The following is a 25,053-nucleotide window of genomic DNA, read 5'->3' on the forward strand; positions in this document are numbered from 1 at the left end:
AACCGCCCGGCTGCGGCTGGCCTGTCCGGGTTGCACCGTAATGGGATGTCGATGATGCGCATTCCTGCGCAAGACCTGCAATGCGAGAATGCCAGGCAAGCGCCGGGAATCTGCTCGGGCGATTTCACCCTCAATCTGGAATACAATCAAGCCCGTCTGGAAAAGCCTGCTCAAGCCGCTATGACCGGGGGATGAGCGAACCAAAACACGTATCCTTCCTGGGCCTGGGCGTGATGGGCGGCGCGATTGCGCGGCACATCGGCAACGCCGGTCACAAGCTGACCATCTACAATCGCAGCCCGCAGCGACTGGAGAAATGGCAGGCAGCCAATCCCGGTCTCGCCGTCCGCATCGCGCAAACCCCCGCCGAAGCGGCCGAAGGCGCGCAGGTGGTGCTGACCTGCGTAGGCAACGACGATGACCTGGCCGACGTCGTGCTCGGCCCGACCGGGGTCTTCGCGACGCTGCGCAAGGGTGCCGTGTTTATCGACCATACCACCGTATCGGCCCGGATCGCTCGCCAGATCGCGGTGGAGGCGCGCGACCTGCAGGTCCACTGCGTTGATGCGCCGGTCACGGGCGGCCAAGCCGGGGCGGAGAACGGCACGCTGACCGTGATGTGCGGCGGCCGCGACGAAGCAATCGAAGCCGCGCGCCCGATCATGGAAGCCTATACCAAGCGGATCGTCCATGTCGGCAAGGCCGGCGCCGGGCAGACCACCAAGATGGTCAACCAGATCGCCTTTGCCGGCGTGCTGGCCAGCCTCTCTGAAGCGATGCGCTTTGCCCAGGCCGCGCACCTCGATCTCGACAAGGTCTATGACGCGATTTCTGGGGGGGCTTCGCAAAGCTGGCAGATGGACAATCGCTGGCACACAATGGCCAAAGACGAATTCGACTTTGGCTTCGCGGTGGACTGGATGCGCAAGGACCTGGGCCTGACGCTGGAAGAAGGCCGCTCGCTTGGCGTGCCGCTGGCGGTCACCGCCTTGATCGACCAGTTCTATGCTGAGGTACAGGCGCTGGGCGGCGGCCGGCAGGATACCTCCTCGTTGATCCGCCGACTGCCCAAGCGGGGTGGCGCATGATCCGCGCACTGCTGGCGGCAACGGCTGCCCTCGCCCTTTCCGCTCCTGCCCTTGCCGATACGCTGGTCGACAATGTTGACGGCCTGACCATTGACGCGACCGGCGGGGTTGAACGCTTCACCGGCCTTCTCATCGGCGACGATGGCCGGATCGTGCAGGTCCTCCATCGCGGCGACAAGCGCCCCGGCAAGGTCGATTACTTCGTCGATGGCCAGGGCCAGGTCATGGTGCCGGGCATGATCGACAGCCACGGGCACGTGATGAGCCTGGGCTTCTCCGCCCTGACCCTTGATCTGACCGACACGAAATCGCTGGCAGAGGCATTGGCCAAGGTTGCCGCCTATGCAAAGGTCAACCCGGACCGCCCGTGGATCCTCGGCCGCGGTTGGAACCAGGAGCTGTGGCCGGAAAAGCGCTTCCCCACCGCTGCCGAGCTTGATGCGGTGATCGGTGATCGCCCGGTCTGGCTTGAGCGCGTCGACGGCCATGCCGGATGGGCCAATAGCAAGGCCTTGGCCGCTGCGGGCGTCACGGCACTTACCAAGGCCCCGGCCGGCGGCTCGATCGAGCGGCTGCCTGGCGGCAAGCCTGCCGGGGTGCTGGTCGACAATGCGACCGAACTGGTCGCCAAGGCGGTACCCGCACCGCGCCCTGAGGATCGTGACCTGGCTCTTGCCAAGGCGCAGGAAATCCTGCTGGCGCGGGGTGTGACTGCCATTGCCGACATGGGTACAACCGTTGAAGACTGGCAGTCTTTCCGCCGCGCCGGCGACAATGGCTCGCTGCGCGTTCGGATCATGGCCTATGCCATGGGGACCGACAACATGGCGCTGATCGGCGGCCCCGGCCCCTCGCCCTGGCTTTATGACGACAAACTGCGCCTCAACGGGGTGAAGCTCTATGCCGATGGTGCGCTCGGTTCGCGCGGGGCGAGCCTGAAGGCACCCTACAGTGATGCGCCGACCGTCAAGGGTCTGCGGGTGACAGGCGATACCCAGCTCAAGAACTTCATGAGCCGCGCCGCGCTCGATCGGTTCCAGGTTGCGATCCATGCGATTGGCGACGAGGCCAATGCCGCTGCGCTCACCGCGATAGAGGACATGAACCAGACCTACACCGGTGATCGGCGCTGGCGGATCGAGCATGCCCAGGTCGTCGATCCGGCTGACATTCCACGCTTTGCCAAGGCCGGGGTGATTGCCTCGATGCAGCCGGTCCACCAGACTTCCGACCGGCTGATGGCCGAAGCGCGGCTTGGACCGAACCGTCTGGCCGGGGCTTATGCCTGGGCCAGCCTTGCGGCGAGCGGGGCCAGGCTGGCCTTCGGCTCGGATGTACCGGTCGAACTGGCCGATCCCTGGGCAGGCTTCGCCGCCGCAATCAGCCGCACCGGACCGGACGGGCAGCCGTTTGGCGGCTGGCAGCCGCAGGAACGCGTCAGCCGTGAGCTGGCCCTGGCCGCCTACACATCGGGTGGTGCCTATGCCGGCTTTGCCGAAGGCCGCTTTGGCCGGCTGCAGCGCGGCGAACGCGCCGACTTCCTGCTGATCGACCGGGATCCGATGCTGGCTTCACCCGCTGAGATCCGCGCGACGCAGGTAATGCAGGTCTGGGTTGGCGGCCGGCCGGTGCACCAGCACGGCAACTGACGTTCAGGAAATCGTCTCGCCCGGGGTGGGGGCCAGTTCGGTCCCGGTCGCTGCTGCCTTCTTGCGATCGGTAAACCACATGATGGCCAGCGCGCTTTCGTAAAGCAGCCACAGCGGGATCGCGAGCATCAGCTGCGAGATCACGTCGGGCGGCGTGATCACCGCGGCAATGATCGTGATGCCGACTATCACATAGCGCCGCGCCCGCACCAGATCGTCGCGACTGATGATGCCGGCGCGGTTGAGCAGCAGCAGCAAAACCGGCAGCAGGAAGCTGATCCCGAAAGCCATGATGAACTGCATGACCAGGCTGAGATAGGCACCAGTCTCGGGCAAGGCCTCAAGCGAAAGGCCACCGCGCTCACCCTCAAACCCCAGGAAGAAGTGGAACGCGGTCGGCATGACCACGAAATAGGCCAGCGCCGCGCCGGCGGTAAACAGGATCGGCGTGGCCAGCAGGAACGGCAGGAAGGCCTTCTTTTCCTTGGCATAAAGCCCCGGCGCAACAAAGGCCCAAAGCTGGTTGGCGATGATCGGGAAGCAGACCAGAAATGCGGCGAACAGCGCTACCTTCACGTTGACGAAGAACGCTCCGTAAAGCTGCGTGTAGATCAGCTTGCCCTGCCCCGGCGGGAAGGCATTGGTCAGCGGGCGAACCAGGAAGCCGAAGATGTCGTTGGCGAAATAGAAGCAGACGAAGAAAGCGACCACCAGCGCCAGGATTATCCGCATCAGCCGCGCGCGCAGTTCGATCAGGTGGTCGAGCAGCGGTGCCTGCGTCTCGTCGATGTCCTTGATCTTCAGCACCATGTCAGGCGGCCTGATCCGGTTTGGGCTTCGCCTTGGCGCGTTTCGGCTTGGCAGGGGCGGCTTCCGGGCTGGCGGTCGCCGGCTCCTCCGCCTTCACTGTGCCCGGGTCTTGCCCGATCAGCGCGGCTTCGGCGCTGGCGCTTTCGGGCGGATGCTCACGCATGATCGCTTCGTTCTGCTCGCGCCACTTCTTTTCCATTTCGGCGAGTTCCGCCTCGCGGATCATCGTCTCTACGCCCGCCCGGAAATGACCGGACACCCGCCGGATCTTGCCGATCCAACGCCCGGCCGTGCGCAACGCCAGCGGCAGGTCCTTCGGACCGATCACCACCACCGCGACGATCACGATCAGCAGCAGCTCGGAGGCGCCGATATCAAACACGCGCCTGGTCCTGCCTGCTTACTTCTGTTCAGTCTTGCTCGCCTCGGTGGCGGCAGTGGTCTCGCCCGGCGCGGGAATCTGGGCCGGCGGCGCCGCAGGCTTGGTCTCTTCGTCAGCCATGCCCTGCTTGAAGCTTTTGATGCCCTTGCCGAAATCACCCATGATTTCCGACACGCGGCCGCGCCCGAACAGGACCAGCACGACCAGCAGCACGATCAGCCAGTGCCAGATTGAAAAACCGCCCATTTTATCGACTCCAATTCGAGGTTCCGGCCCCCGTCTCCGCCTATCTAGGCGCTTTCGTCCTCGCTTGCCAGTCCGGCTTCAGCCTCAGCGGCTTCTCTCCGCTGATCGGCTGTTTCCATCGCATCGGCCAGGGCATCGTCGACCGGATCGAGCAAACCGGCGGCTTTGAGTTCGTCCAGCCCGGGCAGGTCGCGCCGACTCTCCAGCCCGAAGTGCGTCAGGAACTCAGGCGTGGTGGCATAAATCACTGGACGGCCAGGAACTTCACGGCGCCCAACGATCCGCACCCAGCCCGCCTCCATCAGCACGTCAAGCGTGCCCTTGGCGGTCTGGACGCCGCGGATCGCTTCGATCTCGGCGCGGCTAACCGGTTCGTGATAGGCAACGATCGCGAGGACTTCCGTGGCGGCGCGCGACAGCCGCCGCACCTCCTCGCGCTCGCGCCGGAGCAAGTGGGCAAGATCCGGCGCGGTTTGAAAATGCCAGCGCCTGGCCCGCTCGACCAGCTGAACGCCGCGATCCTTGTAGGTCGCGGCCAGTTCGGCCAGCGCAGCCTTCACGTCGGCCCCGCCGAGGTGGGTAGAAATCGCCTCGACCGTCATCGGCTCTTCGGCCGCGAACAACGTCGCCTCGACCGCGCGGACCAGATCGTCCGGACGGGTCATGCTTTGATCCCGCGCAGCATGAGCGGACCAAAGGTCTGTTCCTGCTGCAATTCCGCCTTACCCAGCCGGGCGAGTTCCAGCGCGGCGACGAAGCTGGAAGCCATGGCCGAGCGGCGCAGCTTGGGATCGGCGTGCGGCGGCAGGAAATCGCGAAGCTCCATCCAGTCGAGATTGACGCCGAGCATGGCCGAGACCCGCGACAAAGCGCTGTCGAGCGTCATCACCATCCGGTCGCGCACCATGTGCACCACCGGCTGGGTCCGCGCCTTGACCTGGCCATAGGCCTGGACCAGCGCGAACCAGTCACACTGCCATAGAGACTTGCGATCGACCCGCAGACCTTCCGGCGCGCCGCGCAGGAACACGTCGCGGCCCAGCCGGTCACGCCCCATCAGCCGCGCCGCCGCATCGCGCATCGCCGCCAGCCGCTGCAGCCGCAGTTGCAGGCGCAGCGCCAGCTCTTCGGGGCTCGGGTCTTCCTGCTCGTCGCGCGGCAGCAGCAGGGCGGACTTGAGGTAGGCCAGCCAGGCCGCCATCACCAGGTAATCGGCGGCCAGTTCCAGCCGCAGTGCCTCGGCCCGCTCGATATAGGTCAGGTACTGGTCCACCAGCGCCAGGATCGAAATCTTGCGCAGATCGACCTTCTGCCGCCGGGCAAGGTCGAGCAGCAGGTCGAGCGGCCCTTCCCAGCCATCGAGTTCAAGGTAGAGCGCAGCATCCTCGGTCGCCGCCGCGCCGGGTCCGGCCCATTCATCCTCGGGCAGGGTGATCGCCGGGGCGTCATCGAGCTCGCTCATGCTCGCACCTCCGCGGTTTCAAGCAGCGCCAGCAGGGCATCGCGCTTGGCCGCAAGCTCGGCCTGCTCGGCCGTTGGCTGCGGCGCGCGGATCGCGCTGAGCGCGCGGGCGAGGCGCGCGGCGGTTGCTTCGGACATGGAGCCAAGCCGCTCGCAGATGCCAGTCATGTCGTCCATTTTCGCCCAGCAGTTGAGCGCAATGTCGCACCCGGCCTGGATCGCAGCTTCGGCACGGTCAGGCACAGTGCCGGACAGCGCCTCCATATCGAGGTCATCGGTCAGCAGCAGTCCATCGAAGCCAATCTTCCCGCGGATGATCCGCTCGATCACAAAGGGTGATTGCGTCGCCGGATGGTCGGCATCCCAGGCGGTGAAGACCAGGTGCCCGGTCATGGCGATGGGCGCCTGGGACAGGGCTTTGAACGGGGCGATATCACTTTCCAGCTCGGCCGCGCTGGCCGAGACGGTCGGCAGCTCCTTGTGGGTATCGACCATTGAGCGGCCATGTCCCGGCATATGCTTGATGGTCCCGACCACCCCGGCGCGAGCCAGGCCATCGAGCACCGCACGGCCTATGGCAGCAACCCGCAGCGGCTCAAACCCGTAAGCACGGTCACCGATCACATCGTGCGCACCGTGCTGGCGGACATCCAGCACTGGCGCGTGGGTACAGGTAATGCCGGCCTCGTGCAGATCATGCCCCAGCGCCTCGGCATTGGCACGCGCGGCTTCGATGGCCGATGCGGGGGCTAGGTCGAACAAACGGTCAAACACGGCACCCGCTGGATAGACTGGCCAGACTGGCGGCTTCATCCGGGCGACCCGGCCACCTTCCTGGTCGATGGTGATCAGCAGCTTTTCGCGGCCGTGGATCGCCCGCAGATCATCGGTCAGCGCCCGCACCTGTTCGCGGCTTTCGATATTGCGGCCGAACAGGATATAGCCCGCCGGGTTGGCCTCACGGAAAAAGGCCCGCTCCGTGGCGGTCAGGGTCAGTCCGGAAAGGCCGAAAATGGCGGGAGTCATGACAGCCAACGTTCGCACTAAGTGCGCCGCCGCGCAAGCAGGCCAGCCCCGATGCGTGTGGATTACCGGCTTACTTCACCTGGCAGGAAATGCCGGCAGCCTTGAGTTGGCCGCACAGCGCCGTGGCACTCGCGCGGTCAGAAGCAACGGCCTGAAGGCGATAGATCGTGCCGTTGTCAGCCGTGCCGGCGATCACGCGGTGCGACACACCCGCCAAGGCGCCATTGGCCTGCGCCACCAGCTTGGCCCAGCCGGCTTCGGCTGTGGCCTGCGAAGAGTACGCGCCGACTTGGACACCGACCCCGACTGAAGCAGCGGCGGGAGTTGATGCAGCAGTAGCCGCTGGAGTCGGTGCAGGAGCGGTCGTTGGAGTACCGGCATCGGCCGGACCGGCCATCACCGGCGGACGCGCTTGCCCTTCGGAGGCCGCGAAGCTGACATCGCCGGTGCCATCAAACGTCTTGCCGCCGGGGTTGGCCGGGGCAGTCTTGTAAGGTTCAGTCGGTGCCGCAACCACGCTGCCATCGGCAACCAGCTCGGGATCGGGGCCACGGTTGGTGAACCACCAGATCCCGCCGACCACGGCGACCAGGACAGCCAGCCCGCCCAGAAAAATCACGAGGAGCCGACTGGTGTCGTAGCCTTCGTACTCGTCGTCATCTTCGGCGCTTTCCAGCCACGGCAGGCGATCTTCCGGAGCATCAAGCTCAAGTTGCTCGGTTTCCAGCCGATCGTCGTCATGCTGGTCCCAGTCATGCTCGTCGCGGCGATCGTCCATGGCCCCCACCATCACATTTCCTCCACCGCCTCAACGCCGAGGAGCGCCAGGCCATTGCGGACAAGTTGCCCGATTTGCGTGGCAAGATAAAGCCTTGCGGAGGTGATCGCGGCGTCCTGTGCCACGATGAAGCGCTTTTCAGGCCGGTCATTCCCGACATTCCAGTAACCGTGGAATGCTGCAGCAAGGTCCTGGAGAAAAAAGGCGACGCGGTGGGGTTCACGCGCTACGGCCGCCGCTTCGACCAGCCGCGGGAACTGAGCAGCGAGCTTGATCAGGCCAAGCTCCTCTTCGCCCAGCAGTTCGAGCGCGGCATCTCCTGGCGCAAAGCCTTCGGCTGCTGCTTTGCGCAGGGTCGATCGGATTCGGGCGTGGGCGTACTGGACGTAGAACACCGGGTTGTCCTTCGAGGCTTCGACCACTTTGTCGAAATCGAAGTCCATCTGCGCATCGGGCTTGCGGGTCAGCATGGTAAAGCGGACCACGTCCTTGCCGACCATCTCGACCACGTCAGCCAGCGTCACAAAGTTGCCCGCCCGCTTTGACATCTTGAAGGGCTGGCCGCCCTTCATCAGCTGGACCATCTGGACCAGCTTGACCTCGAACGGCGTGGGCTTGCCCTCGGCCCCGGTCATGGCAGCGACGGCAGCCTTGATCCGCTTTACCGTGCCGGCATGGTCCGCGCCCCAGATATCGACCAGCGCGTCAGCGCTCTGCGCCTTCTGGAAGTGATAGGCGAGATCGGCACCGAAATAGGTCCATTCGCCCGAGCTTTTCTTGATCGGACGGTCCTGATCATCGCCGAACTTGGTCGAGCGGAACAGCGGCAGCTCGACCGGCTCCCAGTCCTCGGGCGTCTTGCCCTTGGGCGCTTCAAGCTGGCCGTCGTAAACCAGGTCGTGCGCGCGCAGCCACTTTTCGGCCTCGTCCGGCTTGCCGGCGGCTTGCAGCTCTGCCTCAGAGGAGAACAGGTCGTGATGGATGCCAAGCAAGGCCAGGTCGGCCTTGATCATCTCAAGCATGGCCGCAACGGCGCGGGTGCGGAACGGGATGAGCCAGTCAGCCTCGGGTGCCTTGGCGTACTTGTCGCCAAATTCGGCGGCGAGTGCCTGGCCGACCGGGATCAGGTACTCACCCGGATAGAGTCCCTCGGGAATGTCACCGACAGCCTCGCCAAGCGCTTCGCGGTAGCGGACGTGGACTGAGCGAGCGAGGACATCGACCTGCGCACCCGCATCGTTGACGTAGTATTCGCGGATCACCTTGTGCCCGGCGAATTCCAGCAGCGTTGCCAGCGCATCGCCGACCACCGCACCGCGGCAGTGGCCCATGTGCATGGGCCCGGTAGGGTTGGCCGAGACATATTCGACGTTGACCGTGCTGCCCTGCCCCATGGTCGACCGGCCATAATCGCCACCAAGCGCCGCAATCGCCCGCAGTTCGGCAATCCAGGCCGCGGCATCGACGCGCAGGTTGATGAAGCCGGGACCGGCGATTTCGGCACTGGCCACGCCCGGCACCTTGGTCAGTTCTGCCACCAGCAGTTCGGCCAGGGCGCGGGGGTTGAGGCCAGCGGGCTTCGCCAGCACCATTGCCGCGTTGGTCGCCAGGTCGCCGTGGCTCGGATCGCGGGGCGGCTCCACCGCCACAGCAGCGCGGTTAAGCCCGCCCGGCAGGGTACCGGCGGCTTCAAGCGCATCAAGCGCAGCGGCAATATGGCCGACAAAGGCGGCGTGAATGGTCAAGGCAGCAGTCATGGCGCGCCGGTTAGACGGTTTGGGCTGGAAATGAAACCTTCCCGCAGCGGGAGGGCCTGCGATCAGCGCGTGGCGTTGTAGCTCAGCTGGTCCTGGCTGAGCTGGAAGCCAACCAGCACTTCAAAAGTCGCGCGGGCGACGGCCGCCTTGACCTCGGGCCGCGAGAGCGGATCTACTGCCGCATCCGCATCGCCAGCCTTACGCTTGCGGGTGATCTGTTCGCGAATATCGGCCGGAAGGCTGGCTTCAGCCTTGTCGACATAGGCGCTGGCCGAGCCGCTGACCTGGGCGCGTTCTTGGCCATCGGCGAAGTTGATGGTGACCGAGCCGACCCGCTTCGAAATCACCGCGCTGCCGCCGCGCAGGACGGTGACGAAATAGGGCAATGTGACGGTGCGGGCACCGCGCACGTCGGTGCGGCGAGCCAGCACGTCAAAGGTGGCGGCGGTATAGACCCGCTCACCCGTCTCGTTGCAGGTCGACCGGACATTGGTCAGCGCGGCGACCAGGTCAATATTGTCGGCCGTGGCCACGCCGGGGGTGCGGAATAGGGTTACGTCGCCAGTGTAGTCGGGCACGCCGACGGCGGGGCAGGCGCTGCGCACGGCGGTGATGCCAACGCCTTCATCGACCACCAGGTCCCCGGTCCCGCGGCACCCGGCCAGGGCAGCAGCAATGGTTACGGCGGCATAGAGGCGGGTACGAGGCGTCATTCTGGCAGGTTCCTGTCCTTGGGCAGAACTTGCCCTAGCGGCGTCAATGCCAAAACGCTAGGGGGGCGAACATGAACGCGCCCTTTCCGCAGCCGGGCAAACCGGCCCTTCGCCTTCTGCTCGCCGCCCCGCGCGGCTTCTGCGCCGGGGTCGACCGCGCGATCGAGATCGTCGAGCGCGCCCTGAGCCGCTATGGCGCGCCGGTCTATGTCCGGCATGAGATCGTGCATAACCGTTTCGTGGTCGATGGCCTGCGCGACAAGGGGGCGATCTTCGTTGAGGAACTGGACGAAGTGCCCGATGGCGCGCCGGTGGTATTCAGCGCCCATGGCGTGCCCAAGTCGGTCCCCGCCAATGCTACTGAACGCGGTCTCGACTGGCTTGATGCCACCTGTCCGCTGGTCAGCAAGGTGCACCGCCAGGCCGAACGCCAGATCGAGGCAGGGCGGCACATCCTGTTCATCGGCCACAAGGGCCACCCGGAAGTGATCGGTACGTTCGGCCAGGTGCCAGAAGGCACGATCACCCTGGTCGAAACGCTGGAAGATGTCGCCGCGTTGGACTTTCCCGCCGACGCTGCGCTCTCGTTCCTAACCCAGACCACCCTTTCGGTGGATGACACGGCAGAAATCGTTGCAGCCCTGCGCGCCCGCTATCCCGGGATCGCCGGCCCCAAGGCAGAGGACATCTGCTATGCCACGTCCAACCGCCAGGCCGCGGTCAAGGCAATCGCCGAGGAATGCCAGCTGGTGCTGGTGATCGGTGCGCCCAACAGTTCCAATTCACTGCGATTGGTCGAGGTTGCCCAGCGCTGCGGTGCGACGGCGCACCTCATTCAGCGCGGCAGCGAAATCGACGAAGCCTGGTTTGACGGGGTTGAGACCATGGGCCTGACCGCCGGGGCTTCTGCGCCCGAAACGCTGGTTCAGGAAGTCATCGACCGGATCGGCGAGTTCCGGACGGTCGCGGTTGAGCAGGTCGTCACGGCCGAGGAAAAGATCATCTTCAAGCTGCCCCGGCAGCTCGCGGACTAGGTTCGAGGCGTGGCGGTCTATACGCACCTTGGCGCCGAAGTGCTGGCCGGGCTGGTAGCGGAATTCGATGTTGGTGAGCTAACTTCGGTCAAGGGCATCGCCGAGGGGATCTCCAACAGCAATTGGCTCGTCGAAACCACTGGCAAGGACGGAGCCGGTGCACGCTTCATCCTGACCATGTACGAATACCGGATCGAAGTGGGCGACCTGCCGTTCTTCCTCTCTCTGCTCGATCACCTCTCCGCGCGCGGCTGCCCGGTGCCGCGCACGATCCATGACCGCCAGGGCAACCTCTATCGCCTGCTCGATGGCAAGGCTGTGGCGCTGATCGAATTTCTGCCGGGCGTCTCGGTGAGCGCGCCAACGCCGGGGCAGGCCCAGGCGGTAGGCCGCGCGCTGGCGCAGATGCAGCTGGCTGCTGCTGATTTTGCCGGCGTGCGGGAGAATGCGATGGGCCGGGCCGAATGGCAGCGGCTGGCGCAGGAATGCGGGCCGGACGGGCTGGCCGAGATCGACCCAGGCTTTGCCGAACTGGTGTCACGCGAACTCCCTGCTGTGCTGGCTGGCTGGCCCGAAGGCCTGCCGCGCGGGACCATTCATGCCGACCTGTTCCCGGACAACGTGCTAATGCTGGGCGCCCAGGTGACCGGGCTGATCGACTTCTATTTCGCATGTACCGACCTGTTTGCCTATGACCTGGCGGTGACGCACGCCGCCTGGTGTTTTTCCAATGATGGCAAGCACTTCGATCCGGCGCTGTCTTCAGCATTGATCGCCGGTTACGAGGAGGTCCGCCCGCTTTCGGACGCTGAGCGCAGCGCCCTGCCCTTGCTGGCGCGCGGGGCCGCCTTGCGCTTTGCCCTGACGCGGGCCTGGGACTGGGTTAACACCCCCGCCGATGCCCTGGTCACCCGCAAGGACCCAGTGGCTTTTGCCCGGCGCCTGGAATTCTACGCCGATCCCGCCAATGCCACCGTCTTTGCCGCCACATGAAGCGGATTGAAGCCTACACCGACGGCGCCTGCAAGGGCAACCCCGGCCCTGGCGGCTGGGGCGTGGTGCTGCGGATGGGGCAGCATGAGCGGGAAATGTCGGGCCACGAAGCCCATACCACCAACAACCGGATGGAACTGACCGCGGTGATCCGCGCGCTCGATGCGCTGAAGGAGCCGTGCCACGTCGCGCTGCATACTGACAGCCGCTATGTGATCGACGGGATCACCAAGTGGATCTTCGGCTGGCAAAAGAACGGCTGGATCAATTCGCAGAAGAAGCCGGTGCTGAATGCCGACCTGTGGCAACAGCTACTCGAATCGCGCCGAAGGCACCGGATCGACTGGATCTGGGTCAAGGGCCACGATGGCCATCCAGAGAACGAGCGGGCCGACCGCCTGGCGAGCGATGCGGCCCTCTCAGGCAAGGTGGGTTAGCCGGCGGTCGTATCGACCACTTCGGCGCCGGGGCCGTTTTTGAGGATCGATTCGATCGCGTTCTTGGCGCTGGCCTTGCTGCTGTAGCCTTCGGTCCAGAAGATCGTTTCCGCGTTGTAGCAGAAATAGGCGACGAACTCGCCAGCCTTGTTCTGACGGATTTCGAAACGGTGAGCCATGTCGGGATACCTCCCAGGATTGCGACGACTCGCCCAGCCTAGCGTCAAAACTGTGATTCGCTAGCGAAACCGCTGCGGATCATAGGGCGCCGGATCTACTGCGGCCGGCGTCTGACCCAGCAGCAGCGCGCAGGCCAGGTCGGCGGCGGCCGGCGCGGTCTGGATGCCAAAGCCGCCTTGCCCCACAAACCAGAAGAACCCGGGCTGACCGGGCTCGAAGCCATAGACCGGCAGCCGATCGGGCGCGAAAGAGCGCAGCCCCGCCCAGCGGTGCTCGATCCGGGCAATCGGCCAGTCCACTACGTGCTCGAACCGATCGATCGCCAGGGCCACATCCAGCTCCTCGGGCGCAGCATCGCAGGGCGGGCTCAGGGTCTCGTCATGCGGGCTCAGCCACAGCCGCCCAGCCTCGGGCTTGAAATAGAACAGACCATCGATGCCGAGCACCAGTGGCAGGTCAGCAGGTGGTCCGTCCGTAAGCCGCAACTGCGCCACAGTGCGGCGGTAGGGCTGTACGCCAAGCGCCCGCACCCCCGCCCGCTCCGCCACCGGATCGGCCCAGGCTCCCGCAGCATTGACCAGCACTTCGGCCTCAGCCGTGCGCCCATCCGTCAGGGTCAGCGACCAGGCGCAGCCGCGCCGTTCAGCCTGCGCCAGTTCAGAGCGAGTCCACAGCTCTGCCCCGCCTTGCCGTGCACCGGTAAGCCAGTGCTGATGCAAACCGGCGACATCGATGTCGCAACAATCAGGCTCATAGGCTCCGGCGACCCACTCGGCCCGCAAACCTGGCAAACGGGCTTCCAGCGCAGCGCGGTCAAGATCGTCGACCCGCACGCCAAGGTCTCGGAACTCCGCCGCAAAGGCAGCGAGTTCGGCCAGTTCCGCTTGCCGGGCCAGTGTCAAGGCACCGCGCGGGCTGAGGAAGCCATGCTCGTGCAGGAACGGCCCCGATGCTGTCGTCAGCGGCTGAACCTGCGGCCCGCCATAGCTCTCCGTCCAGAAAGCGGCAGAGCGGCCTGTGGAATGATAGCCGGGCCGGTCCTCCGCTTCCAAAAGCAGCACGCGGGCATGCGGGGCAAGGCCTGCGGCGACCGACGCGCCGGCGATCCCCGCCCCGATTACCGCAAAATCGAACTTCTCGCTCATGCCGCGGCCCTTGCCAGAAAGGCATCGATCCGCGCCAGAGCCTCCAGTCGCACCGGGTCAGTCTCACGCAGGATTTCGTGTCTTGCGCGCTCGCCAAGATTGACCAGCTCGCAGATCGGCAAGTGCGCCGCAGCTCGGGCGCTGGCCTTGAAACTGACCAGCGCATCCCGGTCAGTTGCCAGCAACAGCACGGGCTGCTTGACCCGGGCCAGCACCTCGGGCCGGGCCAGCCAGCGCATCGAGGCATAGGCCCGCTCAACCCAGCGCCACGAACCGGGTCCCATGACCACCTCGGGCCGGGCGTCACGCCACCACAGCTCGTCAGCATAGCGGTCGGGATCGTGGGTCAGCAGATCACCCCGGCTGTCCGGCGGCTGTCCGGGCTTCTCGCTCCACTTCCAGGCCGGCCGCGCCGGATCACCCAGACGGCACATCATGCGCGCCACCAGGTGCATCAGCCAGTCGGGCATATTGCCATCGCGCAGGCCCAGCATCGGCGCGCAGAGCACCAGCGCGGCGGGATCGATCGCCTGCTCCGCCGCGGCGCGCAGCGTCAGGTGGCCGCCCATCGAATGACCGATCGCTACGCGCGGGCCGCCGACCGTGGCCGACCACTCGCGCCAGAAGGCCCTGAGGTCCGCCACCCAGGTGCCATAATCGTCGATATGGCCGGTATAGGGATCGCTGCCCAGCCGCCCCGATCCGCCCTGACCGCGCCAGTCGAAGGCGGTTACTGACCAGCCCTGGGTATTCCAGTAGGACAAGGCCTCAAGGTACTTCTCATAGAAGTCACCGCGCCCACTCATGAACAGGATCGCCCCGCGCGGATTGGGGTGCGCCCAGTCGATCCGGCGGATGGCCTGGCCATCGGGCGCAATCCAGCGGCTTTCAGCGGCTTCGGCAGGAATGACCCGGCGATCGAACGCGGCGGACATGTGGCTAATTCGAGCCTCTTTACCTTGGTTACTTTTTGGTAAGCCCTGCCCTGTATCCATGCTCCCGATACCAGGGGGCGGGCAATGCCGAACGTCGAATTTCAATACGTACTGCTGGGGGCCTTGGCAATCGCGCTGGTGGTTGCCGCCTTTACCGACATCCGCCGCCGCCAGATCGACAACTGGCTCAACGCAGCGATCGCGCTGGGTGCGCCGCTCTACTGGTGGGCCAGCGGGCTAAGCCTGTGGCCGGACGTGGCCTGGCAGCTGGGCATTGCAGTGGTGACCTTCGCCGTCTGCGCCGGTCTGTTTGCATTGCGCGCCATGGGCGGCGGCGATGTGAAGCTGCTTTCGGCGCTGGCGCTGTGGATCGCACCATCCTGGTTCCTGAAACTAGTGATCATGATGGCGCTGCTGGGCGGCGTGCTGACCGTAGTGCTGGCCGTCTGGCACAGCATGCGCGGCCGCCGCGAACGCCTGGCAATTCCTTATGGCGTCGCGATTTCGACTGCCGGGCTTTGGGCCTTGGCCAGCCAGTTCCTTCCGGCTGCGCAGACAGCTGTCGCCAGCGGCGCAGTGGGTGGAACCGGATTTTAACCATTTCGCACCGATAACCCTTCCGATCTTGGTGTTTTTCTAGGGGGCTTGCAAAGCCATGGATAAGAAGAAGCTGATGTTGCTGCTTGGCGCGCTGGTCGTTGCGATCGGCACGGCCATGGCCGCCCGAACCCTGTTTGCCGGGGCCTCGGCCCCCCAGGCCGAGGCAGCGCAGGTCCCGCAAGGTCCGAAGGTTCTAGTCGCGCAGCGTGCGCTCCCCGTCGGCACGATCATCACGGCGGATTCGATCTCGTTCCAAGCCTGGCCAAAAGAAATGGTGCAGGACGCCTATTTCATCGACGGCGAAGCCGACATGAACAAGCTGCTTGGCACCGTGGTCCGCTATCCTGTGACCGCCGGTCAGCCGGTGACCCAGGGTGCGCTTGTCTCGCCTGGCGACCGCGGTTTCCTGGCTGCGGCGCTTGGCCCGGGCATGCGCGCCGTGACGATCCCGGTCTCCCAGAAGACCGGCGTGGCTGGCTTCGTTTTCCCGGGTGACCACGTCGACCTGGTGCTGACCCAGACAGTTCGCGGCGATGACGGTGGCAGCAGCGGAGCCCTCAAGGCCGCCGAAACCATCCTCCGCAACGTTCGCGTTCTTGCCACAGACCAGTCAACCGAAACCGAAATCGTCGAAGGCAAGACTGTCGTCCGCGGGTTCCGCTCGATCACGGTCGAAGTGACGCCGAAAATTGCCGAGAAGGTTGCCGTTGCGCAGACCATCGGCACGATCAGCCTGGCGCTGCGCAGCCTGGCCGACAACCAGACTGAGCTCGATCAGGCGATCGCCAGCGGCACTGTAAAGGTGCCGGCCGGCGCGACCAAGGAACAGGAAGAGAAGCTGCTCGGCCAGGCGATGAACCGCCCGATCGACGGCGCGACCTCTTTCGTGACCGGTGGTGACGTCTCGCGCTTCCAGCGCCGCACCCTCGCCCCGGCGTCGATCGCGCCGCGTGCGGTCGCCGCTTCTGCCCCCTCGTCCGCTGGTGCCTCGGTCATTGCTGCTGCTCCGCAGGGCCCGGTGGTCCGGGTGACCCGCGGCAAGAACACCTCTGTCGAACAGGTCGGGAGGCGCTGAGATGATCCGTAACGCCAACCACGCCGCGACCGCCCTGAAGAAAGGCAATCCGATGAAGCGCCTTGTTACCACCCTGCTGAGCGCCAGCTGCATGCTGGCCCCGCTGGCCCTGGCTTCCGCTCCGGCAGCCCATGCCCAGTCAATGACCCGCCCGGCAAACGATGTCGTGCTGTCGATTGGCAAGGGTCAGTTGGTCACCATCGGCGGCAACATGGCCGATGTGTTCGTCGCCAATGACTCGGTTGCCGATGTCCAGGTGAAGTCGCAGCGCCAGCTCTATGTCTTCGGCAAGGCCGGTGGTGAAACCACCGTCTATGCCAGCAACGCTGCCGGCGACGTCATCTGGTCAGCCAATGTCCGCGTCGGCTCGAACATCGACAGCGTCGACCAGATGCTGCGGATGGCCATGCCCGATGCCAAGGTGGCCGTCTCGACGATGGGGACCAACACCTTCCTGCTGACCGGCACAATTGCCTCGCCCGAAGACGCCTCGGAAGCCAAGCGGCTGGTCGAAGCCTTTGTCGGCAAGGAAGCCAATGTCATCACCCGGCTGAAGACCGCGACGCCGCTGCAGGTCAACCTGCGCGTCAAATTTGCCGAAGTCAGCCGCTCGCTGGTCAAGCAGATCGGCGCCAGCCTGACCTCGGTCGACGATTCGGGCGGGTTCAAGTTCGGCATCGGCCAAGGCCCTGCGTTCAAGCAGGTAGCCCCTTCGTTCGTCGATCCGGTGACCGGGCTGCGCCAGCCGATGGGTCCCTTGGCCGTGGGCAACAACTACAAGGGCGATGGCTATAACATCGTCAACCAGGCTGCGAACGGCACCACCATTGCTGCCGCTGGTCGCCTGTTTGGCATGGACGTGCTGGGCGCGCTGGACCTGGGTGAAACCCTTGGCCTCGTCACCAGCCTGTCAGAACCCAACCTGACTGCGCTATCAGGCGAAACGGCCGACTTCCTGGCAGGGGGCGAATATCCGATCCCGATCAGCCAGGGCCTGGGTTCGACCTCGGTCGAATACAAGCGCTTCGGTGTCAGCCTGGCCTATACTCCTACGGTCCTGGCCAATGGCCGGATCTCGCTGCGGGTCCGCCCGGAAGTGTCGGAACTGTCGAGCCAGGGCTCAATCCAGCTCAACGGCTTCAACGTCCCTGCGCTGACCGTGCGCCGTGCTGAAACCACGATCGAGCTGGGTTCCGGCCAAAGCTTCATGATCGCCGGACTGATGGGCAACAATGCCCAGAACACCGTGAAGAAGATGCCCGGCGCCGGCGACCTGCCGATCCTGGGTTCGCTGTTCCGTTCAACCAATTTCCAGCGCGGCGAGACCGAACTGGTGATCGTGGTGACCCCTTATCTGGTCAACCCGGTCGATGCCAACGACATCAAGCTGCCGACCGACGGCTACCAGAACCCTACCGACATCCAGCGGGTGTTCGGGAACATGGAAAACAACGGCAAGTCGGGCGGTACCCGCCCGGTGCCGACTGCCGCCCCGGACGGCGCGCCTGCCCCCAAGGTGGGTGAACTCGATACGCCGCCGGCTGCTGTTCCGGTGGATGACAAGCGTTCGAAGAAGAAGTCGCGCACTGCTGCTGCCGAAGCCGCCGCGCCCGGCTTCAGCATGAACTGAGAGAGGTGATGACCATGCGTAGCAACCAGAACCGCAAGGCGCTTGGCGCCGCCATCGCTCTCTCGCTGAGCACCATGCTTGCCGGCTGTGGTGGCATGGCCCAGAACACCCAGCTGGAAAGTGTCCACCAGCCGGTTGTCAGCCGCACCAATTACACGTTTGACGTGACGACCAATCCGGGTGGCCTCTCGCTCCCCGAATCCCGCCGACTGGCTGGCTGGTTCGAAGCGATGGACCTGCGTTACGGTGACCGGATCTCGATCGACGATCCGCTGTCCAGCGGTGCGACCCGCGCAGCCGTGGAAGCTGTAGCCGGACGCTTTGGCCTGCTGGTCGGCGATACGGCACCGGTTACCCCTGGCGCTGTCAGCGCAGGCACTGCGCGGGTGATCGTGACCCGAGCTTCGGCTACGGTTCCGGGTTGCCCGGACTGGTCGGCCAAGTCGGACACAAACTTCAAGAACGCCACCAGCACCAACTATGGCTGCGCCTCGAATGCCAACCTGGCGGCGATGGTGGCTGATCCTGAGCATCTGTTGAAAGGCGCCAACACGACCGGCCGCACTGTCGTGATGAGCAGCAACAAGGCCATTGAATCCTATCGAGACGCCAAGCCCACGGGCGAAGACGGCCTCAAGGAAAATAATACCCAGAAGAAAGGCCAGTAAGCCATGAATGCTCCCTGGAAGCCCGGCGCGTCCGGCAATCGTGACGCCTTCAGTGCCTATATCTGCGACGATGCCGCGCTTGATGTCCTGCGTCCGGTCGTGATCGAGATGGGCTGGCAGCCCGAGAAGTGCAACAAGGGTGGCCTGCGCAACGCGGTCCAGTCGCTGTCTATCTCGGCCAGCCCGAACATCCTGATGGTCGACCTGTCGGAAAGCGGCGACCCGTTGAGCGATATCAACGCCCTGGCCGAGGTCTGCGAACCCGGCACGGTGGTGATCGCGATTGGCCAGGTCAACGACGTGCGCCTCTATCGCGACCTGCTTGGCAGCGGGATTCAGGATTACCTTCTGAAACCGCTCTCGCCCGGTCAGGTCCGCGATGCGCTGATCAATGCTCAGACGGTCTTTGCCACGCCCAAGGCGCATGATCCGGCTGCGGCCAAGAAGCATGTCTCGGTCGCCGTGCTCGGCACCCGCGGCGGCGTCGGCGCCTCAACCATCGCGACTTCGCTCGCCTGGCTCTTCAGCGGTGATGAAAAGCAGCCGACCGCGCTGCTCGATCTGGATATCCATTTCGGCACCGGTGCCCTGGCACTCGACCTCGAACCGGGCCGCGGTCTGACCGATGCGATCGAAAACCCCAGCCGCATCGACGGCCTGTTTATCGAACGCGCGATGATCCGCGCCAACGATCATCTGGCGATCCTTTCGGCCGAAGCGCCGATCAACTCGCCGCTGATGACTGACGGTGCCGCCTTCATCCAGCTGCAGGAAGAATTCCGGCAGGCTTTCGAGATGACGGTGATCGACCTGCCGCGCAACATGCTGATCAACTTCCCGCACCTGCTGAACGACGTGAACGTCGTGCTGCTGGTCACGGAAATGACCCTGGCAGGGGCGCGCGACGCGATCCGCGTCCTGTCCTGGATGAAAAGTAACGCACCGCACGTGCAAACGATCGTCGTGGCCAACAAGGTGCTGCCCGGCACGGGCGAGATCAGCAAGGCCGATTTCGAGGCCTCGATCGAGCGCAAGATCGGCTTCACCATTCCCTATGACGCCAAGGCTGCGGCCAATGCCGCCAAGCTGGGACAGACCTTTGCCGATGCCAACCGCTCGACCAAGGCCGGCAGCGTGATCCGCGAGATCGCCAAGTCGGTCCACGGCGTGGGTGATGGCGAAGCTGTCGACGATGCGATCAAGCCCAAGTCGTCGCTGCTTGGCAAGTTCGATCTCAAGGCGCTGCTGCCCAAGAAGACCGCCACGGAACCGGCCCGGGCCTAAGCCTGGCCCGGAACCCGTATCATCCCTTTTTGAAGAAGGCCTGATCAGTCAATGGACATCACCCAACTGCTGCTGATCGCCGTGGGCATGATGGCATTCATGGTGCTGGGCTATATGGGCTTTGCCGGACCTTCGCCGGCGAAGGAAGCATCGCGCCGGCTCCAGGGGCTGCGCTATCGCCACTCGGACAGCACGGTCGACAAGGTTGAGGCGCAGCTCAAGAAAGCTGTGGCTGCGCGCAAGCCCAAACTGCACCAGATCGCAGGTTCGGAAAGTCGTGTCGCGGCGCTCATGATGCGGCTCCACCGCACCGGCAAGGGCTGGACACTGAGTCAGTATGTCTACGCCTCGGGCGGCCTCGCCCTGGTCGTGGCGCTGTTGCTGTTCATCAAGACGGGTGCTGCCGCGCTGTCGCTGGGCATTGGCCTGGTGGTCGGTGCCGGCCTGCCGCACTTCGTGGTCAGCTTCTTCATCGGCCGGCGCACCAACGCCTTTACCGCCAAGTTCCCAGACGCGATCGAGCTGCTGGTTCGCGGCCTGCGCTCGGGCCTGCCGGTGACCGAAACGCTGGGCGTGGTTTCGACCGAAGTTCCGGGTCCGGTGGGCGAGGAATTCAAGCTGGTGACCGAACGGATCAAGATCGGCAAGACCATGGAAGACGCCCTCCAGGAAACCGCCGACCGCCTGAACACTCCTGAATTCAGCTTCTTCTGCATCACGCTGGCGATCCAGCGGGAAACCGGCGGCAATCTGGCCGAAACGCTTTCGAACCTGGCCGACGTGCTGCGCAAACGCGCCCAGATGAAGCTCAAAATCAAGGCGATGAGCTCAGAATCCAAAGCCTCGGCCTATATCGTGGGCGCACTGCCGTTCATCGTCTTCATCATGATCTACATGATCAACCCGAAGTATCTCGCCGGCTTCTGGACCGACGATCGCCTGATCGTGACCGGTTTGGGCGGCCTTACCTGGATGTCGATCGGGGCCTTCATCATGGCCAAGATGGTCAGCTTCGAAATCTGAGCAGGGACAGGAACAGGACATGTTGAATACACCTCCCGGTCCCACGCTGCTCGGCGTCGACGTAATCTGGGTCGGCTCGATCCTGGCCGGCCTTGCAGCCACGGCGGTGCTGTTCGCGATCTACACGGCTGTGACGATCCGCGATCCAATGGCAAAGCGGGTCAAGTCGCTCAACGAGCGGCGCGACCAGCTGAAGAGCGGCATCATTACTCAGACCGCCAAGAAGCGCGCCTCGCTCGTCCGCAAGAACGAGACGGCCGACAAGATGAAGGACACGCTGTCGGCACTGAAGGTGCTGCAGCAGAGCCAGGTCGAGGCCATCCAGCAGAAACTGGCCCAGGCCGGGATCCGCAAGAAGGAACTCGGCATTGTCGTGATCTTTGCGCGCATGGTCCTGCCGATCGTGCTGGGCGGTATAGCCGGGATCGCGATCTATGGCATGAACGTCTTCCCCGAATGGGGCGGGATGAAGAAGCTGATGGCCTTCGCTGCGGCGGTTGGTCTGGGCTACAAGGGTCCCGAGCTTTACATCGGCAACCTGATCTCAAAGCGCACCGACGCGATCCGCAAGGGCCTGCCCGATGCGCTCGATTTGCTGGTGATCTGCGCCGAAGCCGGTCTGACCGTCGACGCTGCGTTCAACCGCGTGGCGCGCGAACTGGGCCGCGCCTATCCGGAACTGGGGGACGAGTTCGCCCTCACCGCGATCGAACTGTCGTTCCTCAGCGAGCGCCGCCAGGCTTTCGAAAACCTCGCCTGGCGTGTGAACCTGGAGGCGGTCAAGGGTGTGACCACCACCATGGTCCAGACCGAACGCTATGGTACGCCGCTGGCCTCGGCGCTGCGCGTGCTTTCGGCCGAATTCCGCAATGAACGCATGATGCGGGCCGAAGAAAAGGCGGCGCGTCTGCCGGCGATCATGACCGTACCGCTGATCCTGTTCATTCTGCCGGTGCTGTTCGTCGTCATTCTTGGCCCGGCAGCCTGCTCGATCGCCGACGCCTTCTCGAGCAACGGCCCAGTCAAGGGCGGCGGCTAGAACTTCCACTCAAGGGTGGGGTACCCGTTCCGGGCCGGTTCTCCGAAAGGAGTTCCGGCCCGGTTTCGTTTTAGGGTCTAGGGCTTGACCACAGTGTGATCGATCGCGCCGAAGATCGAGTGGCCGGCGCGGTCGCGCATCTCGATCCGCACGCTGTCGCCATAGCGCAGGAACGGCGTGGCCGGCTTGCCAGAGGCAATCGTTTCGATCATCCGCTGTTCGGCGATGCAGGAATAGCCGCGCCCGCCATCCTTGCACGGGCGACCGGGCGAACCATCGGGATCGCGGTTGGAGACCGTCCCTGAACCGATGATCGATCCGGCCATGACCCGCCGGGTTTTGGCGAGGTGTGCGATCAGCGTGCCGAAATCGAAAGTGCATTCCTCACCCGCCTCGGCCCGGCCAAAGGCCTCGCCGTTCAGGTCGACCCGCAGCACCAGATTGAGCCGGCCGCCGGTCCAGGCATCGCCCAGTTCATCAGGCGTCACGAAGACCGGGGAGAAATGGCTGGCGGGTTTCGACTGGACGAAGCCAAAGCCCTTGGCCAGCTCGTCCGGGATCAGATTGCGCAAGGAAACGTCGTTGACCAAGCCGACCAGCCGGATGTGATCGAGCGCCGCCGCAGGCGAGACACCCTGCGACACGTCGCCGGTCACGACGCAGATCTCGGCTTCCATATCGCAGCCCCAGCCCTCGTCGGCCAGAATGATGGGAGCCCGGGCACCGCGCAGATCGTCGCTGCCGCCCTGGTACATCAGCGGATCGTGCCAGAAGCTCTCGGGCAGTTCGGCCCCGCGCGCCTTGCGGACAAGTTCGACGTGATTGACGTAGGCCGAACCGTCAGCCCACTGATAGGCGCGCGGCAAGGGGGCCAGCGCCTCGCGTTCATGGAACCGTTCGCGCGGGATCGCGCCATGTTCCAGCTCGGTCGCCAGGGCCTGGAGCACCGGAAAATGCCGATCCCAGTCATCAAGTAGCGCTTGCAGCGTCGGCACTAGGTGCGATGCATCTGCGTACCAGGCCAGATCGGTGCTGACCACGGCGAGGCGCCCGTCGCGCCCTCCGGGAAGGGTGGCGAATTTCATCGGGACAATTCCTTGGTTGGATCGGCGCCTTCGAGTTCGGCCACCCGGTTGGTGATCCGCGCCAGCAGCACCTTGAAATCTTTCAGTTCGGCGGCCGAAAGCGATGCGAACAGCCGCCGCTCCATATCAAGCGCCAGCGGCATGATCTCGCCGTGCATCGCCTTGCCGGCGGCGGTCAGCTCGATGTGGTGGGAGCGGCCATCATCCGCATTCGGGCTGCGCGCCACGAGGCCGCGATCCTCCAGCACCTTGCAGGCGCGGTTGACTGCGACCTTGTCCATCCGGGTCGCACCAACCAGGCTGCGCTGGGTCTGGGCCCCGGCATCGCCCAGCACCGCCATGACCCGCCATTCAGGGATCTTGAGGCCAAAGCGGGCGCGATATTCGCCCGCGATCATGTCACTCACCGCGTTGGTGGTGACCGACATCAGATAGGGCAGGAAATCCGCCAGGCGTGAGCTGTCTTTGGCCATCGAATCGGTTTCTAGTGCAACCGGTTTGCCGCGCCAAGCGCCGTCACGCCGGCTTCACCGCTTCGGGGGCAGAAGCCGCGATTGCTGGGATCGCCCGGAGCGCCTCGTCGATGCGCACCAGCCTGGGCAAGCGCTCAAGTGGGACGGCAAATCGACGAGCGCTGTACATCTGCGGGACCAGGCAGATATCGATCAGGTTGGGCCGATCGCCGCCGAACAGCCCATGCTCGGGCGCATCGGCCTCAAGCGCGGCCAGGCCATCGCCCAGCCAACGATGCAGCCAGCGGGTAACGCCCGCCACATCCGCCCCAAGTTCGTCGCGCAGGAAGTTCTGGACCCGCAGATTCTGCAAAGGGTGTACTTCCGAAATGATCGTCATCGCCCGGCCGAGGACATGGGCGCGGGCCATCGGGTCGGCCGGCAAGAGACGCGGTTCGGGCCAGCGGGCATCGAGATAATCGATGATCGCCAGCGACTGGGCAATCGCCTCGCCATCCACCTCAAGCACCGGCACCAGCCCAAGGGGATTGCGGGCGATGTGCTCTGCCCCGCTTTGCTCACCCGCCGCCAGATCGACCGTGTGCGAGGTCCAGGACAGACCCTTCAAGTTCATCGCGATCCGCACGCGGTAGGCAGCAGAGGAGCGCCAGTAATCGTACAGGACCAGCTCGCTCATCCCAGCACCCTTCCGGCAACGGCGCCCAGTTTGGCGACTAGCATCGGGTCGCGCTGGGCCTTGGCGGTCATGATCGCATGATCGAGCGCGCGGTCAATCGGGCTAGCGGGCCGCGTCTCGGGCAGGCTGGCAAGGAAGCGGCGCAGCACCTGGCCGGCCAGCGCAGCATTGGCCTGCATCACCGCCAGCACATCGCCAGCCTCGACCCCAGCCTCGTGGGTTCGCCAGGCGTCATAGTCGGTCACCATGCCAAGCAGAGCATAGGGCAGCTCTGCCTCGCGGGCGAGGCGAGCTTCGGGCATTGCGGTCATGCCAATCACGTCCCCGCCCCACTTGCGATAGAGCAGGCTTTCTGCGCGGGTCGAAAACTGCGGGCCTTCGATCGCTACATAGGTGCCGCCGCGATGGACAACAGCACCCTCAGCCGCAACGGCATCGGCCAGTCCCTCTGACAGCCGCGGGCAAACCGGATCGGCCAAGCTGACATGGGCAACCAGGCCAGGACCGAAGAAGCTGGCCGGACGGCTGACGGTGCGATCAAGGAACTGATTGACCACCACCATCTGCCCCGGTGCCATGTCCGCGCGCAGCGAACCGATGGCCGAAAGCGCGATGACATCAGTTACCCCGCAGCGCTTCAGCACGTCGATATTGGCACGAAAATTGACCGAAGCCGGTGGAATGGCATGGCCAATCCCGTGGCGCGGCAGAAAGGTAACGCGAACGCCTGCGAGTGTGCCGGTAGTTACCGCCGAAGACGGTTCACCGAATGGGCTTTCGACTGCGATTTCCTGGGCGTTCTCAAGCCCGACGCCACCGGCCAGGCCCGAGCCGCCGATCACGCCGATATGCCACTCACTCATGCC

Annotated in this window: 29 protein-coding genes; 13 read left to right on the forward strand and 16 right to left on the reverse strand. The window is 64.9% G+C overall.

The genetic code is table 11. From position 1 onward, the window contains the following. Positions 1–45: 45 nt before the first annotated feature. The 3 genes from FRF71_RS15375 to FRF71_RS01550 are packed head-to-tail and all read left to right on the forward strand — an operon-like array spanning position 46 to position 2,737. On the forward strand, positions 46–195 hold the full coding sequence (locus FRF71_RS15375; protein ID WP_161597862.1) for a hypothetical protein: 150 nt from the start codon (positions 46–48) through the stop codon (positions 193–195). After that, entirely contained in the window at positions 192–1,088 is an 897-nt protein-coding gene (locus tag FRF71_RS01545; protein WP_147088902.1) for an NAD(P)-dependent oxidoreductase, read from the forward strand. Before FRF71_RS15375 ends, FRF71_RS01545 begins: the two co-directional genes overlap by 4 nt. Continuing rightward, complete coding sequence (locus FRF71_RS01550) at positions 1,085–2,737, forward strand: amidohydrolase (protein WP_147088903.1); 1,653 nt, start codon at positions 1,085–1,087, stop codon at positions 2,735–2,737. The genes FRF71_RS01545 and FRF71_RS01550 overlap by 4 nt, the downstream gene beginning before the upstream one ends. 3 nt (positions 2,738–2,740) lie before the next feature. Here FRF71_RS01550 and tatC read toward each other — a convergent pair whose 3' ends face one another. The 9 genes from tatC to FRF71_RS01595 all read right to left on the reverse strand — a co-directional run bounded on the left by tatC (position 2,741) and on the right by FRF71_RS01595 (position 9,910). Then, positions 2,741–3,547: a twin-arginine translocase subunit TatC gene (tatC, locus tag FRF71_RS01555; protein WP_147088904.1), complete on the reverse strand. Its 807-nt coding sequence runs from the start codon at positions 3,545–3,547 to the stop codon at positions 2,741–2,743. Between the two features lies 1 nt (position 3,548). Beyond that, a complete protein-coding gene (gene tatB, locus FRF71_RS01560; RefSeq protein ID WP_147088905.1) occupies positions 3,549–3,929 on the reverse strand; it encodes a Sec-independent protein translocase protein TatB in 381 nt (126 codons plus the stop codon). A gap of 18 nt (positions 3,930–3,947) precedes the next feature. Beyond that, entirely contained in the window at positions 3,948–4,175 is a 228-nt protein-coding gene (locus tag FRF71_RS01565; protein WP_147088906.1) for a twin-arginine translocase TatA/TatE family subunit, read from the reverse strand. 44 nt (positions 4,176–4,219) lie between these two features. Continuing rightward, positions 4,220–4,840, reverse strand: coding sequence for an SMC-Scp complex subunit ScpB (gene scpB, locus FRF71_RS01570; RefSeq protein WP_147088907.1), 621 nt, complete (start codon positions 4,838–4,840; stop codon positions 4,220–4,222). After that, the gene (locus FRF71_RS01575) at positions 4,837–5,637 is read right to left on the reverse strand and encodes a segregation and condensation protein A (RefSeq protein ID WP_147088908.1); all 801 of its coding nucleotides are present in this window, start codon (positions 5,635–5,637) and stop codon (positions 4,837–4,839) included. Before FRF71_RS01575 ends, scpB begins: the two co-directional genes overlap by 4 nt. Next, entirely contained in the window at positions 5,634–6,662 is a 1,029-nt protein-coding gene (gene nagZ, locus FRF71_RS01580; protein WP_147088909.1) for a beta-N-acetylhexosaminidase, read from the reverse strand. Before nagZ ends, FRF71_RS01575 begins: the two co-directional genes overlap by 4 nt. A 70-nt stretch (positions 6,663–6,732) precedes the next feature. Beyond that, a complete protein-coding gene (locus tag FRF71_RS01585; RefSeq protein ID WP_238339350.1) occupies positions 6,733–7,440 on the reverse strand; it encodes an SPOR domain-containing protein in 708 nt (235 codons plus the stop codon). Between the two features lie 11 nt (positions 7,441–7,451). Beyond that, positions 7,452–9,197 carry an arginine--tRNA ligase gene (argS, locus tag FRF71_RS01590; protein WP_147088911.1) on the reverse strand — a complete coding sequence of 582 codons (1,746 nt, stop codon included), beginning with the start codon at positions 9,195–9,197 and terminating at the stop codon, positions 7,452–7,454. A gap of 62 nt (positions 9,198–9,259) precedes the next feature. Next, positions 9,260–9,910: a hypothetical protein gene (locus FRF71_RS01595; RefSeq protein ID WP_147088912.1), complete on the reverse strand. Its 651-nt coding sequence runs from the start codon at positions 9,908–9,910 to the stop codon at positions 9,260–9,262. Positions 9,911–9,981: 71 nt separating this feature from the next. On the opposite strand from FRF71_RS01595, the gene ispH reads away from it, so the two are divergent. From ispH to rnhA, 3 genes are read left to right on the forward strand one after another with little or no spacing between them, the layout of a single operon-like run. Next, the gene (gene ispH, locus FRF71_RS01600) at positions 9,982–10,944 is read left to right on the forward strand and encodes a 4-hydroxy-3-methylbut-2-enyl diphosphate reductase (RefSeq protein WP_147088913.1); all 963 of its coding nucleotides are present in this window, start codon (positions 9,982–9,984) and stop codon (positions 10,942–10,944) included. Positions 10,945–10,953: 9 nt separating this feature from the next. Next, positions 10,954–11,937: a homoserine kinase gene (gene thrB, locus FRF71_RS01605; protein ID WP_147088914.1), complete on the forward strand. Its 984-nt coding sequence runs from the start codon at positions 10,954–10,956 to the stop codon at positions 11,935–11,937. Next, complete coding sequence (gene rnhA, locus FRF71_RS01610) at positions 11,934–12,374, forward strand: ribonuclease HI (protein ID WP_147088915.1); 441 nt, start codon at positions 11,934–11,936, stop codon at positions 12,372–12,374. Before thrB ends, rnhA begins: the two co-directional genes overlap by 4 nt. Here the strand turns inward: rnhA and FRF71_RS01615 are convergent. From FRF71_RS01615 to FRF71_RS01625, 3 genes are read right to left on the reverse strand one after another with little or no spacing between them, the layout of a single operon-like run. After that, entirely contained in the window at positions 12,371–12,553 is a 183-nt protein-coding gene (locus FRF71_RS01615) for a YegP family protein (RefSeq protein ID WP_147088916.1), read from the reverse strand. The genes rnhA and FRF71_RS01615 overlap by 4 nt on opposite strands. A 60-nt stretch (positions 12,554–12,613) precedes the next feature. Further along, positions 12,614–13,699, reverse strand: a complete 1,086-nt coding sequence (locus tag FRF71_RS01620; protein ID WP_147088917.1) for an NAD(P)/FAD-dependent oxidoreductase — start codon at positions 13,697–13,699, stop codon at positions 12,614–12,616. After that, entirely contained in the window at positions 13,696–14,634 is a 939-nt protein-coding gene (locus tag FRF71_RS01625; RefSeq protein WP_147088918.1) for an alpha/beta fold hydrolase, read from the reverse strand. The genes FRF71_RS01620 and FRF71_RS01625 overlap by 4 nt, the downstream gene beginning before the upstream one ends. A gap of 84 nt (positions 14,635–14,718) precedes the next feature. On the opposite strand from FRF71_RS01625, the gene FRF71_RS01630 reads away from it, so the two are divergent. From FRF71_RS01630 to FRF71_RS01660, 7 genes are read left to right on the forward strand one after another with little or no spacing between them, the layout of a single operon-like run. Then, positions 14,719–15,231 carry an A24 family peptidase gene (locus FRF71_RS01630; RefSeq protein WP_147088919.1) on the forward strand — a complete coding sequence of 171 codons (513 nt, stop codon included), beginning with the start codon at positions 14,719–14,721 and terminating at the stop codon, positions 15,229–15,231. A 58-nt stretch (positions 15,232–15,289) separates the two neighbouring features. Continuing rightward, on the forward strand, positions 15,290–16,309 hold the full coding sequence (gene cpaB, locus FRF71_RS01635) for a Flp pilus assembly protein CpaB (RefSeq protein ID WP_147088920.1): 1,020 nt from the start codon (positions 15,290–15,292) through the stop codon (positions 16,307–16,309). A 1-nt stretch (position 16,310) separates the two neighbouring features. Further along, positions 16,311–17,939, forward strand: coding sequence for a type II and III secretion system protein family protein (locus FRF71_RS01640; protein WP_238339352.1), 1,629 nt, complete (start codon positions 16,311–16,313; stop codon positions 17,937–17,939). 8 nt (positions 17,940–17,947) lie between these two features. Beyond that, entirely contained in the window at positions 17,948–18,607 is a 660-nt protein-coding gene (locus FRF71_RS01645; protein WP_337678493.1) for a CpaD family pilus assembly protein, read from the forward strand. A gap of 3 nt (positions 18,608–18,610) precedes the next feature. Continuing rightward, positions 18,611–19,891: a P-loop NTPase family protein gene (locus tag FRF71_RS01650; protein ID WP_147088921.1), complete on the forward strand. Its 1,281-nt coding sequence runs from the start codon at positions 18,611–18,613 to the stop codon at positions 19,889–19,891. Positions 19,892–19,942: 51 nt separating this feature from the next. Next, a complete protein-coding gene (locus FRF71_RS01655; protein ID WP_147088922.1) occupies positions 19,943–20,914 on the forward strand; it encodes a type II secretion system F family protein in 972 nt (323 codons plus the stop codon). 19 nt (positions 20,915–20,933) lie between these two features. Then, entirely contained in the window at positions 20,934–21,953 is a 1,020-nt protein-coding gene (locus tag FRF71_RS01660) for a type II secretion system F family protein (protein WP_147088923.1), read from the forward strand. A gap of 77 nt (positions 21,954–22,030) precedes the next feature. Here the strand turns inward: FRF71_RS01660 and FRF71_RS01665 are convergent, their stop codons facing one another. The 4 genes from FRF71_RS01665 to mtnP are packed head-to-tail and all read right to left on the reverse strand — an operon-like array spanning position 22,031 to position 25,050. Then, positions 22,031–23,038, reverse strand: coding sequence for a fumarylacetoacetate hydrolase family protein (locus FRF71_RS01665; RefSeq protein ID WP_147088924.1), 1,008 nt, complete (start codon positions 23,036–23,038; stop codon positions 22,031–22,033). Beyond that, positions 23,035–23,511 carry a MarR family winged helix-turn-helix transcriptional regulator gene (locus FRF71_RS01670; RefSeq protein WP_147088925.1) on the reverse strand — a complete coding sequence of 159 codons (477 nt, stop codon included), beginning with the start codon at positions 23,509–23,511 and terminating at the stop codon, positions 23,035–23,037. Before FRF71_RS01670 ends, FRF71_RS01665 begins: the two co-directional genes overlap by 4 nt. Before the next feature lie 43 nt (positions 23,512–23,554). Beyond that, a complete protein-coding gene (maiA, locus tag FRF71_RS01675) occupies positions 23,555–24,187 on the reverse strand; it encodes a maleylacetoacetate isomerase (RefSeq protein WP_147088926.1) in 633 nt (210 codons plus the stop codon). Further along, the gene (gene mtnP / locus FRF71_RS01680; protein ID WP_147088927.1) at positions 24,184–25,050 is read right to left on the reverse strand and encodes an S-methyl-5'-thioadenosine phosphorylase; all 867 of its coding nucleotides are present in this window, start codon (positions 25,048–25,050) and stop codon (positions 24,184–24,186) included. Before mtnP ends, maiA begins: the two co-directional genes overlap by 4 nt. Positions 25,051–25,053: the final 3 nt, after the last annotated feature.

Source organism: Novosphingobium ginsenosidimutans (assembly GCF_007954425.1).
Classification (GTDB): Bacteria; Pseudomonadota; Alphaproteobacteria; order Sphingomonadales; family Sphingomonadaceae; genus Novosphingobium; species Novosphingobium ginsenosidimutans.

Coding starts and splice junctions, on each gene's coding strand:
- FRF71_RS15375 (WP_161597862.1), top strand. CDS start 46: ATGTCGATGATGCGCATTCCTGCGCAAGACCTGCAATGCGAGAATGCC.
- FRF71_RS01545 (WP_147088902.1), top strand. CDS start 192: ATGAGCGAACCAAAACACGTATCCTTCCTGGGCCTGGGCGTGATGGGC.
- FRF71_RS01550 (WP_147088903.1), top strand. CDS start 1,085: ATGATCCGCGCACTGCTGGCGGCAACGGCTGCCCTCGCCCTTTCCGCT.
- tatC (WP_147088904.1), bottom strand. CDS start 3,547: ATGGTGCTGAAGATCAAGGACATCGACGAGACGCAGGCACCGCTGCTC.
- FRF71_RS01565 (WP_147088906.1), bottom strand. CDS start 4,175: ATGGGCGGTTTTTCAATCTGGCACTGGCTGATCGTGCTGCTGGTCGTG.
- scpB (WP_147088907.1), bottom strand. CDS start 4,840: ATGACCCGTCCGGACGATCTGGTCCGCGCGGTCGAGGCGACGTTGTTC.
- FRF71_RS01575 (WP_147088908.1), bottom strand. CDS start 5,637: ATGAGCGAGCTCGATGACGCCCCGGCGATCACCCTGCCCGAGGATGAA.
- nagZ (WP_147088909.1), bottom strand. CDS start 6,662: ATGACTCCCGCCATTTTCGGCCTTTCCGGACTGACCCTGACCGCCACG.
- FRF71_RS01585 (WP_238339350.1), bottom strand. CDS start 7,440: ATGGACGATCGCCGCGACGAGCATGACTGGGACCAGCATGACGACGAT.
- argS (WP_147088911.1), bottom strand. CDS start 9,197: ATGACTGCTGCCTTGACCATTCACGCCGCCTTTGTCGGCCATATTGCC.
- FRF71_RS01595 (WP_147088912.1), bottom strand. CDS start 9,910: ATGACGCCTCGTACCCGCCTCTATGCCGCCGTAACCATTGCTGCTGCC.
- ispH (WP_147088913.1), top strand. CDS start 9,982: ATGAACGCGCCCTTTCCGCAGCCGGGCAAACCGGCCCTTCGCCTTCTG.
- rnhA (WP_147088915.1), top strand. CDS start 11,934: ATGAAGCGGATTGAAGCCTACACCGACGGCGCCTGCAAGGGCAACCCC.
- FRF71_RS01615 (WP_147088916.1), bottom strand. CDS start 12,553: ATGGCTCACCGTTTCGAAATCCGTCAGAACAAGGCTGGCGAGTTCGTC.
- FRF71_RS01620 (WP_147088917.1), bottom strand. CDS start 13,699: ATGAGCGAGAAGTTCGATTTTGCGGTAATCGGGGCGGGGATCGCCGGC.
- FRF71_RS01625 (WP_147088918.1), bottom strand. CDS start 14,634: ATGTCCGCCGCGTTCGATCGCCGGGTCATTCCTGCCGAAGCCGCTGAA.
- FRF71_RS01630 (WP_147088919.1), top strand. CDS start 14,719: ATGCCGAACGTCGAATTTCAATACGTACTGCTGGGGGCCTTGGCAATC.
- cpaB (WP_147088920.1), top strand. CDS start 15,290: ATGGATAAGAAGAAGCTGATGTTGCTGCTTGGCGCGCTGGTCGTTGCG.
- FRF71_RS01640 (WP_238339352.1), top strand. CDS start 16,311: ATGATCCGTAACGCCAACCACGCCGCGACCGCCCTGAAGAAAGGCAAT.
- FRF71_RS01645 (WP_337678493.1), top strand. CDS start 17,948: ATGACCATGCGTAGCAACCAGAACCGCAAGGCGCTTGGCGCCGCCATC.
- FRF71_RS01650 (WP_147088921.1), top strand. CDS start 18,611: ATGAATGCTCCCTGGAAGCCCGGCGCGTCCGGCAATCGTGACGCCTTC.
- FRF71_RS01655 (WP_147088922.1), top strand. CDS start 19,943: ATGGACATCACCCAACTGCTGCTGATCGCCGTGGGCATGATGGCATTC.
- FRF71_RS01660 (WP_147088923.1), top strand. CDS start 20,934: ATGTTGAATACACCTCCCGGTCCCACGCTGCTCGGCGTCGACGTAATC.
- FRF71_RS01665 (WP_147088924.1), bottom strand. CDS start 23,038: ATGAAATTCGCCACCCTTCCCGGAGGGCGCGACGGGCGCCTCGCCGTG.
- FRF71_RS01670 (WP_147088925.1), bottom strand. CDS start 23,511: ATGGCCAAAGACAGCTCACGCCTGGCGGATTTCCTGCCCTATCTGATG.
- maiA (WP_147088926.1), bottom strand. CDS start 24,187: ATGAGCGAGCTGGTCCTGTACGATTACTGGCGCTCCTCTGCTGCCTAC.
- mtnP (WP_147088927.1), bottom strand. CDS start 25,050: ATGAGTGAGTGGCATATCGGCGTGATCGGCGGCTCGGGCCTGGCCGGT.